Annotated in this window: 11 protein-coding genes; 5 read left to right on the forward strand and 6 right to left on the reverse strand. The window is 73.7% G+C overall.

Annotation, left to right across the window (positions count from 1 at the left end):
* Positions 1–94: 94 nt before the first annotated feature.
* The 4 genes from nth to ACYP53_RS10055 all read left to right on the forward strand — a co-directional run bounded on the left by nth (position 95) and on the right by ACYP53_RS10055 (position 3,979).
* On the forward strand, positions 95–1,108 hold the full coding sequence (nth, locus tag ACYP53_RS10040; RefSeq protein WP_459647199.1) for an endonuclease III: 1,014 nt from the start codon (positions 95–97) through the stop codon (positions 1,106–1,108).
* Positions 1,105–1,839 carry an NUDIX hydrolase gene (locus ACYP53_RS10045; protein WP_189913027.1) on the forward strand — a complete coding sequence of 245 codons (735 nt, stop codon included), beginning with the start codon at positions 1,105–1,107 and terminating at the stop codon, positions 1,837–1,839. Before nth ends, ACYP53_RS10045 begins: the two co-directional genes overlap by 4 nt.
* 46 nt (positions 1,840–1,885) lie before the next feature.
* Entirely contained in the window at positions 1,886–3,070 is a 1,185-nt protein-coding gene (locus tag ACYP53_RS10050) for a MarP family serine protease (protein WP_189913026.1), read from the forward strand.
* 210 nt (positions 3,071–3,280) lie between these two features.
* Positions 3,281–3,979 carry a metal-dependent hydrolase gene (locus ACYP53_RS10055; RefSeq protein WP_189913025.1) on the forward strand — a complete coding sequence of 233 codons (699 nt, stop codon included), beginning with the start codon at positions 3,281–3,283 and terminating at the stop codon, positions 3,977–3,979.
* A gap of 121 nt (positions 3,980–4,100) precedes the next feature.
* Here ACYP53_RS10055 and ACYP53_RS10060 read toward each other — a convergent pair whose 3' ends face one another.
* From ACYP53_RS10060 to nhaA, 4 genes are all read right to left on the reverse strand, one after another.
* Positions 4,101–4,301 (reverse strand): hypothetical protein, encoded by a 201-nt coding sequence (locus ACYP53_RS10060; RefSeq protein WP_189913024.1) that lies wholly within the window; start codon positions 4,299–4,301, stop codon positions 4,101–4,103.
* Between the two features lie 172 nt (positions 4,302–4,473).
* Positions 4,474–5,541, reverse strand: coding sequence for an alpha/beta fold hydrolase (locus tag ACYP53_RS10065; RefSeq protein WP_459647200.1), 1,068 nt, complete (start codon positions 5,539–5,541; stop codon positions 4,474–4,476).
* A gap of 215 nt (positions 5,542–5,756) precedes the next feature.
* A complete protein-coding gene (locus ACYP53_RS10070; RefSeq protein WP_189913023.1) occupies positions 5,757–6,233 on the reverse strand; it encodes a phage holin family protein in 477 nt (158 codons plus the stop codon).
* A 423-nt stretch (positions 6,234–6,656) separates the two neighbouring features.
* Positions 6,657–8,069 (reverse strand): Na+/H+ antiporter NhaA, encoded by a 1,413-nt coding sequence (nhaA, locus tag ACYP53_RS10075; protein ID WP_189913022.1) that lies wholly within the window; start codon positions 8,067–8,069, stop codon positions 6,657–6,659.
* A gap of 368 nt (positions 8,070–8,437) precedes the next feature.
* Here nhaA and ACYP53_RS10080 point away from each other — a divergent pair, with 368 nt between their 5' ends.
* Entirely contained in the window at positions 8,438–9,820 is a 1,383-nt protein-coding gene (locus ACYP53_RS10080) for a serine hydrolase domain-containing protein (RefSeq protein ID WP_459647201.1), read from the forward strand.
* 133 nt (positions 9,821–9,953) lie between these two features.
* Here ACYP53_RS10080 and acs read toward each other — a convergent pair whose 3' ends face one another.
* Both acs and ACYP53_RS10090 read right to left on the reverse strand, forming a co-directional pair.
* Complete coding sequence (gene acs, locus ACYP53_RS10085) at positions 9,954–11,912, reverse strand: acetate--CoA ligase (RefSeq protein ID WP_189913020.1); 1,959 nt, start codon at positions 11,910–11,912, stop codon at positions 9,954–9,956.
* A gap of 241 nt (positions 11,913–12,153) precedes the next feature.
* Complete coding sequence (locus ACYP53_RS10090; protein ID WP_459647202.1) at positions 12,154–14,577, reverse strand: SulP family inorganic anion transporter; 2,424 nt, start codon at positions 14,575–14,577, stop codon at positions 12,154–12,156.
* Between the last annotated feature and the right edge of the window lie 244 nt (positions 14,578–14,821).

The raw sequence follows: 14,821 nt of genomic DNA on the forward strand, positions 1-14,821 counted from the left end.
CCACGCGAAGACTTCATTAGACAACACGCCCTGGCCAAGCCCGCTTCCGCTTGATCACGCCCGAGCGGTGGGCCGGTCGGCGTAGCCTTCGTGCATGGCAGAGAGCAAGGTCCGGAAAGCGGCGGCGCCGAAGGCCGAACCGGTGGTGAAGAAGGCGGCGGTGGAGCCCGCGGGGAACTCGGCGGGGAAGTCGGCGGTGAAGTCCGCCGTGAAGTCCGCCGTGAAGTCCGCCGCGAAGCCCGCGGTGAAGCCGAGGAAGCCCGAGTCGCACCTGGCGATGGTGCGGCGGGCCCGGAGGATCAACCGCGAGCTGGCGGAGCTGTACCCGTACGCGCATCCGGAGCTGGACTTCGAGAACCCCTTCCAACTGCTGGTGGCCACCGTGCTGTCGGCGCAGACCACCGACCTGCGGGTGAACCAGACCACCCCCGCGCTGTTCGCGGCGTACCCGACGCCGGAGGACATGGCGGCGGCGAACCCGGAGGAGCTGGAGGAGATCATCCGCCCGACCGGGTTCTTCCGGAACAAGGCGAAGTCCCTGATCGGCCTCTCGATCGCGCTGCGCGACGAGTTCGGCGGCGAGGTCCCCGGCCGCCTGGCCGACCTGGTGACCCTGCCGGGCGTCGGCCGCAAGACCGCCAACGTCGTGCTGGGCAACGCCTTCGGGGTGCCGGGGATCACCGTCGACACCCACTTCGGCCGCCTGGCCCGGCGGTTCGGCTGGACCGCCGAGGAGGACCCGGTGAAGGTCGAGGCGGCCGTCGCCGAGATCTTCCCGAAGTCGGAGTGGACGATGCTCTCGCACCGCGTGGTCTTCCACGGCCGCCGGATCTGCCACTCCCAGAAGCCCGCCTGCGGAGCCTGCCCGATCGCGCCGCTCTGCCCCGCGTACGGCGAGGGCGTGACCGACCCGGAGAAGGCGCGCAAGCTGCTCAAGTACGAGATGGGCGGCCAGCCCGGTCAGCGGCTGCGGCCCCCGGCGGACTTCCCCGGCGAGGCGGCGGCCCGCGCGGACGCCGTGGCCCACCACGGGCAGGTCGCGGACCTCGCGGTGGCGGACCCGGCGGTGTCGGACCTGGCGGTGGCGGACTCGGCGGTGGCGGAATGACCGTGCGCGGGATCGAGCGGGACGACCTGCCCGGCTGGCTGGAGCCGGTCCGGGAGGCGGCCGAGCGGGTGCTGCCGGAGCAGCTGAGCCGGTTCCTGCCGCCGGGCGACGGCGGCCGGGCGGCGGCCGTGCTGATGCTGTTCGGCGAGGGCCCGGAGGGGCCCGACCTGCTGCTGATCGAGCGGGCCCGGTCGCTGCGCTCGCACGCCGGCCAGCCGTCCTTCCCGGGCGGCGCGCTGGACCCGGAGGACGGCGACCCGGACGGCCCGGGCCCGATCGCGGCGGCGCTGCGCGAGGCCTGGGAGGAGACCGGTCTGGACCCGGCCGGGGTGCAGGTGTTCGCCGAGCTGCCGCGGCTGTACATCCCGGTGAGCCGCTTCGTGGTGACCCCGGTGCTCGGCTGGTGGCGCGAGGAGTCGCCGGTGCGCCCGGTGGACCGGGGCGAGACCGGCGCGGTGTTCCGGGTGCCGATCTCCGACCTGGCCGACCCGGCGAACCGGGTGCGGCTGCGCCACCCGTCCGGGCACGTCGGTCCGGCCTTCGCGGTCGCCGGGCGGCTGGTCTGGGGCTTCACCGCCGGGGTGATCGACCGGGTGCTGCACCACAGCGGGCTGGAGCTGCCCTGGGACCCGTCCCGGATCGTCGACCTCTCGGACGACGCGCTGGCGCTGGTCCAGGGCGACCTCGAACACTCCCGCGCCCTGCCGGGCGGCGACGCCGGAGCCTCGTGACCGGCCGTCGGCCCGCCCGGTCGCCGGGGCGTGGGAGGGTGTCGGAGTGAACGTCCTGGATGTGCTGCTGATCGCCGCTGCCGTGGGATTCGCCGTGTCGGGCTACCGGCAGGGCTTCGTGGTCGGGGTGCTGTCGCTGGTCGGCTTCCTCGGCGGCGGTCTGCTGGCCGTCGAGCTGCTGCCGCTGCTGCTCGACCACCTGAGCCCCGGCACCACGGCCTCGGTGGTGGCCGTGGTGGTGGTGATCGTCTTCGCCGCGATCGGCCAGGCGATCACCGCGCACTTCGGCTGGAAGCTGCGCGGCCACATCGACCGCCGCCCGGCCCGGGTGCTGGACGCGGCCGGCGGCGCGGTGGTGAACGTGGTCTCGATGCTGCTGGTGGCCTGGCTGATCGGCTCGGCACTGGCCGGGGCCTCGCTGCCGACGGTCTCCAAGCAGGTCCGTTCCTCGGCGATCCTCGGCGGGGTGCAGAACGCGCTGCCCTCGGACGCGCCGAACTGGTTCTCGGACTTCTCCAAGGTGCTCGCCCGCAACGGCTTCCCGCAGGTCTTCAACCCCTTCGAGCACGAGCCGATCACCCAGGTGGACACCCCCGACCCGGCGCTGGCCGCCAGTCCGGCGGTGGCCCGGGCCAAGCAGAGCCTGGTCAAGGTGGTCGGCACCGCGACCTCCTGCGGCAAGACCCTGGAGGGCAGCGGCTTCGTCTTCGCCCCGCACCGGGTGATGACCAACGCCCACGTGGTCGGCGGGGTCAACGAGCCCACCGTGCAGATCGGCGGCGTCGGCCAGCTGTACGACGCGACGGTGGTCCGCTACGACTGGCAGCGCGACATCGCGGTCCTGGACGTGCCCAAGCTGAACGCCCCCGCGCTGACCTTCGCGGGCGAGGCGAAGACCAACGACAGCGCGATCGTGGCCGGCTTCCCGGAGAACGGCGCCTTCAACGTCCAGCCGGCCCGCATCCGCGGCCGGATCCAGGCCAACGGTCCGGACATCTACCACCGCGGCCAGGTGGTGCGCGACGTCTACTCGGTGCGCTCGGTGGTCCGGCAGGGCAACAGCGGCGGCCCGCTGCTCACCCCGGACGGCCAGGTGTACGGCGTGGTGTTCGCCAAGTCGCTGGACAGCGCCGACACCGGTTACGTGCTGACCGCGGCGGAGGTGCGCGAGGACGCCCAGCAGGGCGGCGCCGCGACCGCCCGGGTGGACACCCAGGGCTGCGCGCTCTGACCGTGCCGGGCCCGGATCCGGTCTCGGCCCGCCGCGGCCCCGGCTCCGGTCTCGGCCCGGCCCGACAGGCTCCGAACGGGGCGCGCCGGGCCGGGCCGTCCGATATCCGCCGCCCCGTCATCCCGCGCTGGTAGCCTCGGCCGCGCTCACCCGTTCGGCTCAAGCGGGCGCCGTCCCGGAGTGGGCCCGACGGGAGGTCGTGGCAGTCCGATGATGGGTCATTCGCACGCGGTGAGCGGGGCGATGCTGTACGCGGCGTCGGCCCCCTTCCTGCCCCCGCTGCTGCTGCACACCACGCTGCATCCGGCGGACATACTGATGGGCACGGTGCTGTGCGCGGGCGCGGCCCTGCTGCCGGACCTCGACCACCACGACGGCTCGATCGCCAACTTCCTGGGCCCGGTCTCCAAGGCGCTCTGCCGGGTGGTGGCCTGGGCCTCCGGCGGCCACCGGCACGCCACCCACTCGCTGCTGTTCGTCGCGCTCATGGGCGGCGGCACCTGGGCCGGCGTCACCTACCTGGGGCGCAACTTCACGCTGGCGCTGACCTTCTTCCTGCTGGCGCTGGCGATCCGGGCGCTGCGGCTCTGCCCGCCGGGCGACGGTCCGCAGACCTGGATCACCGTCATCGGGCTGTCCGCGCTCGGCACCTTCGGGATGAACACCTGGATGCCCAACTCGCCCGGCTGGCTGCCGTACGCGGTGGGGCTGGGCACGCTGGCGCACCTGCTGGGCGACTGCCTGACCAAGAAGGGCGCGCCGCTGCTCTGGCCGCACAAGGAGCGCTACGAGGTCGTGCTGATCAAGCGCAGCGGCAACAGCGTCGAGACCAAGGTGCTGGTGCCGATCATGTCGGTGGCGACCTTCGTCCTGCTCTGGTTCACCGCGCTGGCGCCGATCACCAACTGAGCGGTGCGGCGCTGCGGGCGGCGGCTCGTACGGGCGGTGGCCCGTACGGACCGCGCCGGACCGCCGGACTACGCCGGACCGCCGGACTACGCGGGACCGCCGGACTACGCGGCGCGGGGCCTCAGGTCTCGCGCCGCAGTCGTGCGCCCACCCAGCGGGCGCGCCGGCCGAGGATGCGCGGGATGCCGAGCTGCCGCCGCTCCACGGGCTGGCGGCGGTCGAGGCCGTCGAAGCCGAGGTCGTCCGCCCGGTCGGGGCGGTGGGCGGAGCGCTGGGGACTGTTCTGGCGTCGGCCGCGCGGGGCGGCGCCGCGATCGGGCATCCAACTCATACCGAAATGGATGCCCCTGGGCCGGTGGGGGTAACCACCCCGGGTGTGCCGAAATTGGCCTATGCGTTTGTCATATGAGCGCAACATCAAGGGAGTTGGGACCGAAGGCCCTTCCGGAATTCGCGATGGCCCCTCCGCCGGCTCCTTCGCCGGGCCCCCGGCCTCACTCCTTGTGGTGCCCCACCCAGTCCAGCAGCTCCGCGGTGAACTCCTCCGGGGCCTCCTCGTGCGGGAAGTGGCCCACCCCCGGCAGCAGCCGCCAGCGGTACGGCGCCGCCACGTACTCGCCACCGCCGAGCGCGGTGTGCGACAGCAGCACCGGGTCCGCCGCGCCCTGGACGTGCAGGGTCGGCGCGGTGATCGGCTTCTTCATGCGCCGGGCGAACTGGATGCCGTCCGGCCGGGCCATCGACCGCATCAGCCAGCGGTACGGCTCGATCGAGCAGTGCGCGGTGCTGGGGATCCGGATCGCCTGCCGGTACGCGTGCACCGCGGCCTCGTCCAGGCCGTTCGGGCCGGTCCAGGAGGTCAGGTAGCGGCCGACCAGCGCGGCGTCGTCGGCCACCAGCTGGCGTTCCGGTATCCACGGCCGCTGGAAGCCCAGCACGTGCTCGAAGGCGGCGAACTGCCGGCGGTCGGTGAGCAGCGCCCGGCGCAGGTCCCGCGGGTGCGCGGCCGACACCACGGTCAGGCTCTGGATGACGGAAGGGCGCATCACCGCCGCGACCCAGGCCAGGGTGCCGCCGGAGGCGTGCCCGACCAGGTGCGCCCGGCGCTCGCCGAGCGAGCGGATCACCCCGGTGATGTCCAGGGCGAGGTTGCCCGGGTCGTACCCGCGCGGGGTGCGGTCGCTGCCGCCGACGCCCCGCAGGTCCAGCGCCACCGCCCGGTAGCCGGCCTCGGCGAGCGCCGTCAGCTGGTGCCGCCAGGCCCACCAGTACTCGGGCCAGCCGTGCACCAGCAGCACCAGCGGGCCCGAGCCCAGCTCGGCGATGTGGAAGCGGGCGCCGTTGGCCGCGAGGTCGCGGTGCGTCCACGGGCCGCTCTGCCGGATGTCCCACGCCTCGGCCCCGGCCGCCGCCGGAGCGGCGCCGGAGGCCGCCTCGGCGGGCTCCCGCTCGGGGGCAGGGCCGAGGCCCTCGGGACGGACGCCGGTGCCGGTGTCGGGGTCGGAGTCGGGGCCGGAGGCGGCGGACGGCTGCGCGGGCACGGGCTTCTGGTCAAGCGGCATACCGAGAGCGTGTCACATCCGCGCACGGGACACGTGCCCGGCACTCACTGTCGGCGGGTCCACGGACGGGAAGCGGCCGCCCGGACGGGAGGCCTCCGCTCACGGTCCGTTGACGGGGCCGCGCGCGGGCCGTTGACGCCTCCGTTGACGGGGCCGCCGAGGAGTCCGTTGACGAGGTCCGTTGACGAGGTCCGTTGACGAGTCCGCCGGCAGACCTACTGGATGCGGCCCAGAGCCCGGTCGATCTCCTCCTTGGTGGCCGGGCGCGGCCGGGCGTTCTTCAGCACGTCGGCGGTCTTCTGGGCGCCCTCGATGGTGCGGTGCGGCGGCTCGATCTTCTTGAACGAGCGGTACGCCAGCACCCCGAGCAGCACCGCGAGCACCAGATAGGCGCCGGCCACGATGAGGAAGGACCAGCCCAGCGACAGGCCCAGCGCGTGGATGCCGAAGGCCGCGGCGGCGCTCAGCATCGGGATCGAGAACAGCGCCACCACGCCGGCGACCAGCAGCGAGACGCCGCCGGAGACACCGCGCTTGACGTCCGCCCGGATCTCGGCCTTGGCGAGCGCGATCTCGTCGTGGACCAGCGCGGACAGGTCGGCGGTGGCCGCCGCGAACAGCTGCCCCACCGAACGCTCGCCCTCGTAGGGCGCCCGGCCGTTGCTGGACGGGTCTGCGGCTCCTGCGGGCATCAGCTGTTCTCCTCTGCGGCTGTGCGGCGTGACGCCACCGCGGTTCCGCGGTTCCGGGAGCCGGTGGGGGTTCCGGAGGCGTCAGTGGGTTGTCGACAGCTCAGAATCATGCCCCTACCGGTCAGTCGCACACCACTCCGGGGCCCCGCCGGAGGGACGTGTCCCGGCGCCTCGCGGCTTCCGCGCCCCCGAGCGGGTCCCCGGTCAGGCCCCTCCAGGGGCTCCTGGAGGGGCCCCTGGACGGGCTCCGGGGGAGGTCCCTCGACAGGCCCATCGACGGGCCCCTGGACGGCGCTTGGCCGAGGGCCGGGCCGGCAGCGGGCCCGCGAGGTTCCCGGTCCCCAGGGGGCGGCCTCCGTCCGACCGTCCGTCCGGCCGACGGTCTGTCCGTCCGTCCCACCGACCGTCCGGCCGGATGGCCCGTCAGCGGCCCGGCGCGGAGTCCCCGGGGGTCCCCGAAGCGCCGGAGCCGCCGGGGGCCTCCTCGGACAGCGACCGGGCCGGCTCACCGACCCGGGCCCGCCAGGCCGGGTCGTCCTGCTGGTAGACGTCCGGGACACCGTCCCCGTCCAGATCCCGGTCCTCCTCCTCGCACAGCGCCCGGTAGTGCCGGTTGCGCAGCTTCAGCAGCAGGGTGGCGACCGTCGCGCAGAGCAGCGAGCCGACCAGGACGGCCGTCTTGGCGCGGGCGGCGAGCGTCGGGTCGTCCGGGAAGGCGAGCTCGCTGATGAGCAGCGAGACGGTGAAGCCGATGCCCGCGAGCACCGAGACGGCGACCATGTCGGCCCACTTGAGCCGCGGGTTCAGCTCGGCCCGGGTGAACCGGGCCATCAGCCAGGTGCCGCCGAAGATGCCCACCGACTTGCCGACCAGCAGGCCGACCACGATGCCGATCGGCGCGGCCTGGGTGAACACCTCGCGCAGCGCCGGGCCGGAGATCGTCACCCCGGCCGAGAACAGCGCGAACACCGGGACGGCCAGACCGGCCGACAGCGGGCGGACCAGGTGCTCGATGTGCTCGCCGGGGGAGTGCTGCTCGTCGCCTTCCCGGTGGCAGCGCAGCATCAGGCCCATGGCGACGCCCGCGACCGTGGCGTGGACGCCGCTCTCGTGCATCAGCGCCCAGGTCACCAGGGCCAGCGGCACGAACAGGTACCAGCCGTGCACTCCGCGCCGGTGCAGGAACCAGAACAGCACCAGCCCGGCGAAGGCCAGCCCGAGCGCCCAGAACTTGATGCCGGAGCTGTAGAAGACCGCGATGATCAGGATCGCTATCAGGTCGTCGACGACGGCCAGGGTGAGCAGGAAGGCACGCAGCGCCGAGGGCAGGTGGCTGCCGACCACGGCCAGCACGCCCAGGGCGAAGGCGATGTCGGTGGCGGTCGGGATGGCCCAGCCGCCGGGGTGTCCGCCGCTGCCGGAGTTGACCACGGCGTACAGGATCGCGGGCAGCGCCACCCCGCAGACGGCGGCGATGACGGGCAGTACCGCCGCGCTCGGGGTGCGCAGCTCGCCCGCCACGAACTCGCGCTTGAGCTCGATCCCGGCGACGAAGAAGAAGATCGTCAGCAGCCCGTCCTTGGCCCAGGTGGCCAGGGAGAGGTCGAGGTGCAGTGGGGCGGAGGGCCCGACGGTGTAGTCGAGCATGCTCTCGTACGCGTGCGGCCAGGCGTTGGCCCAGATCAGTGCGATGACGGCGGCGCCCAGCAGCAGCACGCCGCCGACCGTCTCGGTACGCAGGGCGTCGGTGATGAAGGTGCGCTCGGGCAGTGACAGCCGGCCGAGGAACTGCCGGCGGCGGGTCGTCGGCTCGTGGACGGGCGGCTGGTCGGTCACGGGGGACCTCCTGAGGGGCTGGGAGCGGCAACGGATGCACGGGTGGTGCAGTTGCCGACCAGACTTCCCGGCGCGCCCTGTGACGCCCGGATCCCCGGCAGGGGACCTTGATGCGTCGTTAACAGTCTAGCGGGACGATTGGGTGACATCCGGATTGTCCTGTTAAAGGACTTAAGCCCTCTGGGAGGGTTCTGCACCCCGGAGGAGCACCGACCCGGCACCCGAATGGCCTCAGCCGCATGCACTCGGGTGAACGCGTTCCTATCGTCGGTCCCAGGCACCGACCGATCCGGATCCGGCGCGCACCCCGGTGGCTTCCCGGTTCCCCGGTTTCCCCTTCTCACGACCCGCCCGCTGGAGGCACCCCCATGCCCACGACCGTTCCCGTCGACGCGATCATTCCCGGCCCGCCCCTGTTATCCGCCGACCCCGTCGACCGGCCATCGTCCGATCCCGCCGGTGAATCCGCCGACGACGACCCCGCCGACGACGCCACCGGCGACACCACCGACGGCCCCGACCGCATCCCCGCCGACCTGAACCGCCTGCTCCGGCCGCTGTTCCGCGCGGCGGGCCCGGGCGGTGGCGTCGCCGTCGCGGTGATCCGGGGCGAGGAACGGGCGGTGGCCTGCCGGGGCACCACCGACCGGTCCAGCGAACAGCCGGTCCGGGCCGACACCCGGTTCGAACTCGGTTCCGTCACCAAGACCTTCACCGGACTGCTGCTCGCCGAGATGGCCGCCCGCGGCGACGTCCGCTACGACGACCCGATCGACCGTTACCTCCCGGCGAACGCCCGGCCCGGCTACCCGCACGAGCGGCCGATCACCCTGCTCCACCTGGCCACCCACACCTCGGGCCTGCCCCGGCTGCCGGTCGGGCTGCTCCCGGCGGCGGCCCCCCGGTGGTTCACCCGCCCGTACGCCACCTTCGGTCCGGCGCACCTGCTCAGGGCGCTGCCGCGGACCCCGGTGCGGGGCACCCCGGGCACCCAGGTGCGCTACTCCAACCTCGGCTGCGGACTGCTCGGACTGCTGCTGGCCAACGCGGCCGGGCAGCGCTACGACGACCTGCTGGCCGCCCGGGTCTGCGGCCCGCTCGGCCTGGTGGACACCTCCTGCGGCCCCGGCCGGGAGGACGCCGGCGGGTACCGGCGCGGCCGCCGGGTGCCGTCCTGCGGGCTGCCCGCCCTGCCGGGCGCGGCCGCCCTGCGCTCCACCGCCGACGACATGCTCCGCTACCTGCAGGCACACCTGTCGCTGGACGCCGTCCCGCTCCCCGAGCGGGCCGACGCGACGGCGCTGCGGACGGCGCTCGGCGACGTCCGCCGCCCGCTGATCGGGCGGCGCCGGGGCGGCGGCACCCGACTCTGCCTGGGCTGGAACCAGCGCCTGCTGGGTGCGGCGGAGGGCGCGAACGGGATCGGGCCCGGGGTCGGGGCCGGGGTCGGAAGCGGGGACGGGCACGGGCCCGGGCGCGCGTGCGGGGACGGCCTCGGCGGCGCCTTCGGCGAGGACGAGGAGGTCATGTTCCACACCGGGTCCACCCGGGGGTTCGGCACCTTCGTCGGGTTCAGCCCGCAGGCCCAGGTGGGGCTGGCGGTGATGGCCGGAGCGCGGTCGCTGCGCAGCCGGGGCTTCGTCCAGAACGCCTACGGGACCCTGCGCGCTCTGGTCGCTCAGTGCCGGGTGCCCGGCGCCACCAGGGCGCCGTCGTCGGCACCGAGGGGGAGTGACACCGCGAGGGCGTGACGCCGCGAGGGCGTGACACCGAGCATGACGCCGCGAGGGCGTGACACCGGCCCCGTGGCCACCTCGTGACGACCCGACAGCCGTGCCCCGGACGGTGACCACCGTCCGGGGCACGGCTGCGGGCTCAGTCCGCTCAGCCGTTGCCGTTGTCCGCGGCCGTCAGCTGGGTCTGGATCTGGCTCATCACCGAGCTGTCGGCGAGGGTGGTGGTGTCACCGACCTCACGGCCCTCGGCGATGTCGCGCAGCAGCCGGCGCATGATCTTTCCGGAGCGGGTCTTCGGCAGTTCGCCGACCACCTTGATCTGCTTCGGCTTGGCGATCGGGCCGAGCGTGCGGCCGACGTGCGCCCGCAGCTCCTCGACCAGCTCCGGGCTCTCGGTGGCGCCGCCGCGCAGGATCACGAAGGCGACGATGGCCTGCCCGGTGGTGGCGTCGGTGGCACCGACCACCGCGGACTCGGCCACGGACGGGTGGCCGACCAGAGCCGACTCGACCTCGGTGGTGGAGATGTTGTGGCCGGAGACGAGCATGACGTCGTCCACCCGGCCGAGCAGCCAGATGTCGCCGTCCTCGTCCTTCTTGGCGCCGTCACCGGCGAAGTAGCGGCCCTCGAAGCGCGACCAGTAGGTGTCGATGTAGCGCTGGTCGTCGCCCCAGATGGTGCGGAGCATGGACGGCCACGGCTCGGTGAGCACCAGGTAGCCGCCGGAGCCGTTGGGCACCTCGTTGGCCTCGTCGTCCACCACGGTGGCCGAGATGCCCGGCAGGGCGCGCTGGGCCGAACCCGGCTTGGTCTCGGTGACGCCCGGCAGCGGGCTGATCATCATGGCGCCGGTCTCGGTCTGCCACCAGGTGTCCACGATCGGGGCCTTGCCGGCGCCGATGTGCTCGCGGTACCAGATCCACGCCTCGGGGTTGATCGGCTCGCCGACGCTGCCCAGCACCCGCAGCGAGGACAGGTCGAACTTCGCGGGGATGTCGTCGCCCCACTTCATGAAGGTGCGGATCGCGGTCGGCGCGGTGTAGAGGATGGTCACGCCGTACTTCTGCACGATCTCCCAGAACCGGCCCTGGTGCGGGGTGTCCGGGGTGCCCTCGTAGATGACCTGGGTGGCGCCGTTGGCGAGCGGACCGTAGACGATGTACGAGTGGCCGGTGACCCAGCCGATGTCGGCGGTGCACCAGTAGACGTCGGTCTCCGGCTTGAGGTCGAAGACCGCGTGGTGGGTGTAGCTGGCCTGGGTGAGGTAGCCGCCCGAGGTGTGCAGGATGCCCTTGGGCTTACCGGTGGTGCCCGAGGTGTAGAGGATGAACAGCGGGTGCTCGGCCTCGTGCGCCTCGGGGGCGTGCTCGGTGGACTGACGGGCGGTGATGTCGTGCCACCAGACGTCGCGGCCCTCGGTCCAGGAGACCTCCTGCCCGGTGCGGCGGATGACCAGGACGTGCTCGACGCCCTCGACCTTGGTGAGCGCCTCGTCGATGGCCGGCTTGAGCGCGGACGGCTTGCCGCGGCGGTAGCCGCCGTCGGCCGTGATGACCAGCTTGGCCTGCGCGTCCTGGATGCGGGAGGCGACGGCGTCGGCGGAGAAGCCGCCGAAGACCACCGAGTGGGTGGCGCCGATCCGGGCGCAGGCGAGGATCGCGACGACCGCCTCGGCGATCATCGGCAGGTACACCGCCACGCGGTCGCCCTTGCGGACGCCGAGCTCCAGCAGCGCGTTGGCGGCCTGCGAGACCTCGTCCTTGAGCTGGGCGTAGGTGATCGAGCGGCTGTCGCCGGGCTCGCCCTCGAAGTGGATGGCGACGCGGTCGCCGAGGCCGTTCTCGACGTGGCGGTCGACGCAGTTGTACGCCACGTTGAGCTTGCCGTCGGCGAACCACTTGGCGAAGGGCGGGTTGGACCAGTCGAGCGTCTCGGTCGGCTCGACGGCCCAGTCGAGGCGACGGGCCTGCTCGGCCCAGAAGCCCAGGCGGTCCTCGGAGGCCTGCGCGTACGCGGCCGCCGTGACGTTGGCGGCTGCGGCGAGCTCTGCCGGCGGGGCGAATCGTCGCTCCTCCTTGAGCAGGTTGGCCAGGCTCTCGTTGCTCACACGCACTCCTCATCGAGTCATGATCGGGGACGATCCCGTGCGTGGGGATAGTCCCGTGTGTCCCAGCGCACAGCTCACCAGGCGAACGGGCCAGTTGACAAGAGGCTCCCGAGAATTGGTGTAGACCTTTGATCGACAATCGGACGGCGACCCGTACGTTCCGCCGGAGGGGAGCGGAAAACCGTACGTGGGCTGGTGGGCCCGTGCCCCGGCCCGCCCGGCGGGGACACGGACCCGGCTCTCAGGCGGCCAGTCGGGGGTCCTCCTCACCGCCGCCGGGGGGAACCCGGCCGTCCTCATTCACCCGTTCGGCCGGTACCCCGGCGGTGCGGACCTCGGCGTGGGCGCCGGTGCGGGCTTCGGAACGGGCGCCGGTGCGGGCTTCGGTGCGGGCTTCCACCGGGCTGAAGGTCCCCGCGGCGCGGTCCAGCACGTAGGCCTGCGCGGTCGCGAAGTCGAAGTACATCCCGACCAGCCGCAGGGTGCCTTCCTCGACCCGGCGCTCCACCGCCGGATTCGCCATCAGCTGGTCCAACTGCTGAACGACGTTGGTGATGCAGAGCTGCTCCACCGCGTCCACCACCGGCCGGGTGGCGAACTCGGCGGGCACCCGGCGGAGCCGGTCCAGCGAACCGCGCCCGTTGCGCAGCCAGCGGGCCAGCGGCGTGGGCGGACCGGGGAGCTCGTGCACGCCGTCCAGCAGGGCCTTCATCGCCCCGCAGCCGGAGTGGCCGCAGACCGTGATCGAGCGCACCTCCAGCACCTCGACCGCGTACTGCACCGCGGCGGCCACCGAGTCGTCGGCCGCGCCGGGCTCGAAGGGGGCCGGCACCAGGTTGCCCACGTTGCGGACGGTGAACAGGTCGCCCGGCCCGCTGTTGGTGATCATGCTGGTGACCATCCGCGAGTCCGCGCAGGTCAGGAAGAGCTGCGAGGGCGTCTGCCCCTCCCGGGCCAGCCGGGCGAGTTCGGGCCTGATCAGCGGCGCGGTGTGCAGCTGGAACACCCGGACCCCGTCCAGCAGCCGGCCGTGCGGGTCCTCCTGCTGCTCGATGCAGTGGTGGCCGACCCACGGCGTCCAGGCCCGGCAGCGGTGCGGCCCCGGTGAACTGCCCGCGCGCACCGTGCCGTCGGGGTCGAGCACCTCGTCGTCCTGCCGTCGCGTCACCATCGAGACCCGGCCGCCCGCGTCCTGGTGCCCGGCGCGCCAGCTGTGCAGCGTCTCGTACGCGGCGTGGTCCAGGAAGGAGCCGTCGTGGACCACGGTGACCTCCGCCCCGGCCGGGATGCCCGCCAACGCCCGGCTGAGCCGGGGGACGGCGGTGAAGGTGAGCGGGCCGTGCGTCTGGACGGTGACCGAGCCGTCGGGCCCGGTCTCGACGTCCATGTGGGCGCGGGTCAGCCGGTAGAGCGCGAGCAGGACGGCGGTGGCGGCCCCGATCGCGACGCCCCACAGCACCCCGGCGGCCACCACGGCGATCACGGTGGTGAGGTAGACCGGGAACTCGCGGTGCCGGTGCACGTTGCGGATGTGCGCGAAGCTCACCATCTGCAGCCCGACCACCAGGACCAGCGCGGCGAGCGCGGCCAGCGGGATCCGGCGCAGTCCGCCGGTCAGCGCCAGCGCGGCGGCCAGCACCCAGACGCCGTGCAGCACCGAGGCCCACCTGGTCCGCGCGCCGGCCTGCACGTTGGCGGTGCTGCGCACCGCGCCGCCGGCGATCGGCAGTCCGCCGACCAGGCCGCTCAGCAGGTTGGCGAGTCCCTGGCCGCGCAGCTCGCGGTCCAGGTCCCCGGTGCGGCGGGACATCCGGTCGATCGCCACGGCGGACAGCAGCGACTCCACGCCGGCCACGGCGGTGACGGTGAGGACGGCGGAGATCAGCCCGGGCACCGGACCGTGCGGCAGGGCCGGCGCGAAGGCGTGCGGCTGCCAGGCGGGCAGTTCGATGTGGGCGAGCCGCAGGCCGAGGGCGAGCGCCAGGGCGGTGGCCAGGGCGATGGCGGCCAGCGGGCCCGGCACCTTGGCCAGCCGAGCCCCCAACCGGCCCGCGCGGCCAGGGAGTCGGCCGAGCCGGGGCCAGCCGAGCAGGACGGCGACGGTCACCGCGCCGGCCAGCAGCGCGGGTGGGTGTGGACCGGCCAACTGCCCTGGCAGCGCGAGGAGGTTGGCGACCGCGGAGCTCTGCGGCGACCCGCCGAGCACGACGTGCAGCTGCGCGATGGCGATGGTGAGGCCGACCCCGGCCAGCATGCCGTGCACGATCGCGGGCGAGACGGCGAGCGCCGTCCGGGCCACCCGGCGTACGCCGAGCAGGAGTTGCAGCAGTCCGGCGGCGAGGGTGATGGTGCAGGTGGCCTGCCAGCCGTACTGGGTGATCAGTCCGGCGGTGATCACGGTCAGCGCCGCCGAGGGGCCGCTGACCATGAGCGAGGTGCCGCCGAACAGCCCGACCACGATGCCGCCCACGGCCGCGGCGGCCAGGCCGGCGGTGAGCGGGGCGCCGGTGGCCAGCGCGATGCCGAGTGAGAACGGCACGGCGATCAGGAAGACCACCAGCGAGGCGGAGAGGTCCTGCGCCCAGCGGATCCGGGCGCCGGGGCCCGGCGGTGCGTGGTCGGTGGTGTCGGAGGCGATGGGGGCACTGGAGATGTCGAGGGTCATGGTCTTCCCGTCTGTCCGGGGGAACGAACGCAGTCAGGTCCGGCGGTGGGTCCGGGGTGGGGCTCCGGGCGGATCGGCTGTCGTGGGTCGCGACGGTGTGGCGGGATGGCGTGGGCACGGCGGGGAGTGCGGGTGTCACCGGCCGGCGTGGACCATCGGGCCCGCCGGCGGCCCGGGCGAGGTGCGGGACGTCTCGCCGAGGGCCGTCCGGGACGGACCATCAAGACTCGGTAAACCGAGGGTA

This window comes from Kitasatospora sp. Ki12, assembly GCF_054601375.1.

Coding starts and splice junctions, on each gene's coding strand:
- nth (WP_459647199.1), top strand. CDS start 95: ATGGCAGAGAGCAAGGTCCGGAAAGCGGCGGCGCCGAAGGCCGAACCG.
- ACYP53_RS10045 (WP_189913027.1), top strand. CDS start 1,105: ATGACCGTGCGCGGGATCGAGCGGGACGACCTGCCCGGCTGGCTGGAG.
- ACYP53_RS10055 (WP_189913025.1), top strand. CDS start 3,281: ATGATGGGTCATTCGCACGCGGTGAGCGGGGCGATGCTGTACGCGGCG.
- ACYP53_RS10060 (WP_189913024.1), bottom strand. CDS start 4,301: ATGCCCGATCGCGGCGCCGCCCCGCGCGGCCGACGCCAGAACAGTCCC.
- ACYP53_RS10065 (WP_459647200.1), bottom strand. CDS start 5,541: ATGCCGCTTGACCAGAAGCCCGTGCCCGCGCAGCCGTCCGCCGCCTCC.
- ACYP53_RS10070 (WP_189913023.1), bottom strand. CDS start 6,233: ATGCCCGCAGGAGCCGCAGACCCGTCCAGCAACGGCCGGGCGCCCTAC.
- ACYP53_RS10080 (WP_459647201.1), top strand. CDS start 8,438: ATGCCCACGACCGTTCCCGTCGACGCGATCATTCCCGGCCCGCCCCTG.
- ACYP53_RS10090 (WP_459647202.1), bottom strand. CDS start 14,577: ATGACCCTCGACATCTCCAGTGCCCCCATCGCCTCCGACACCACCGAC.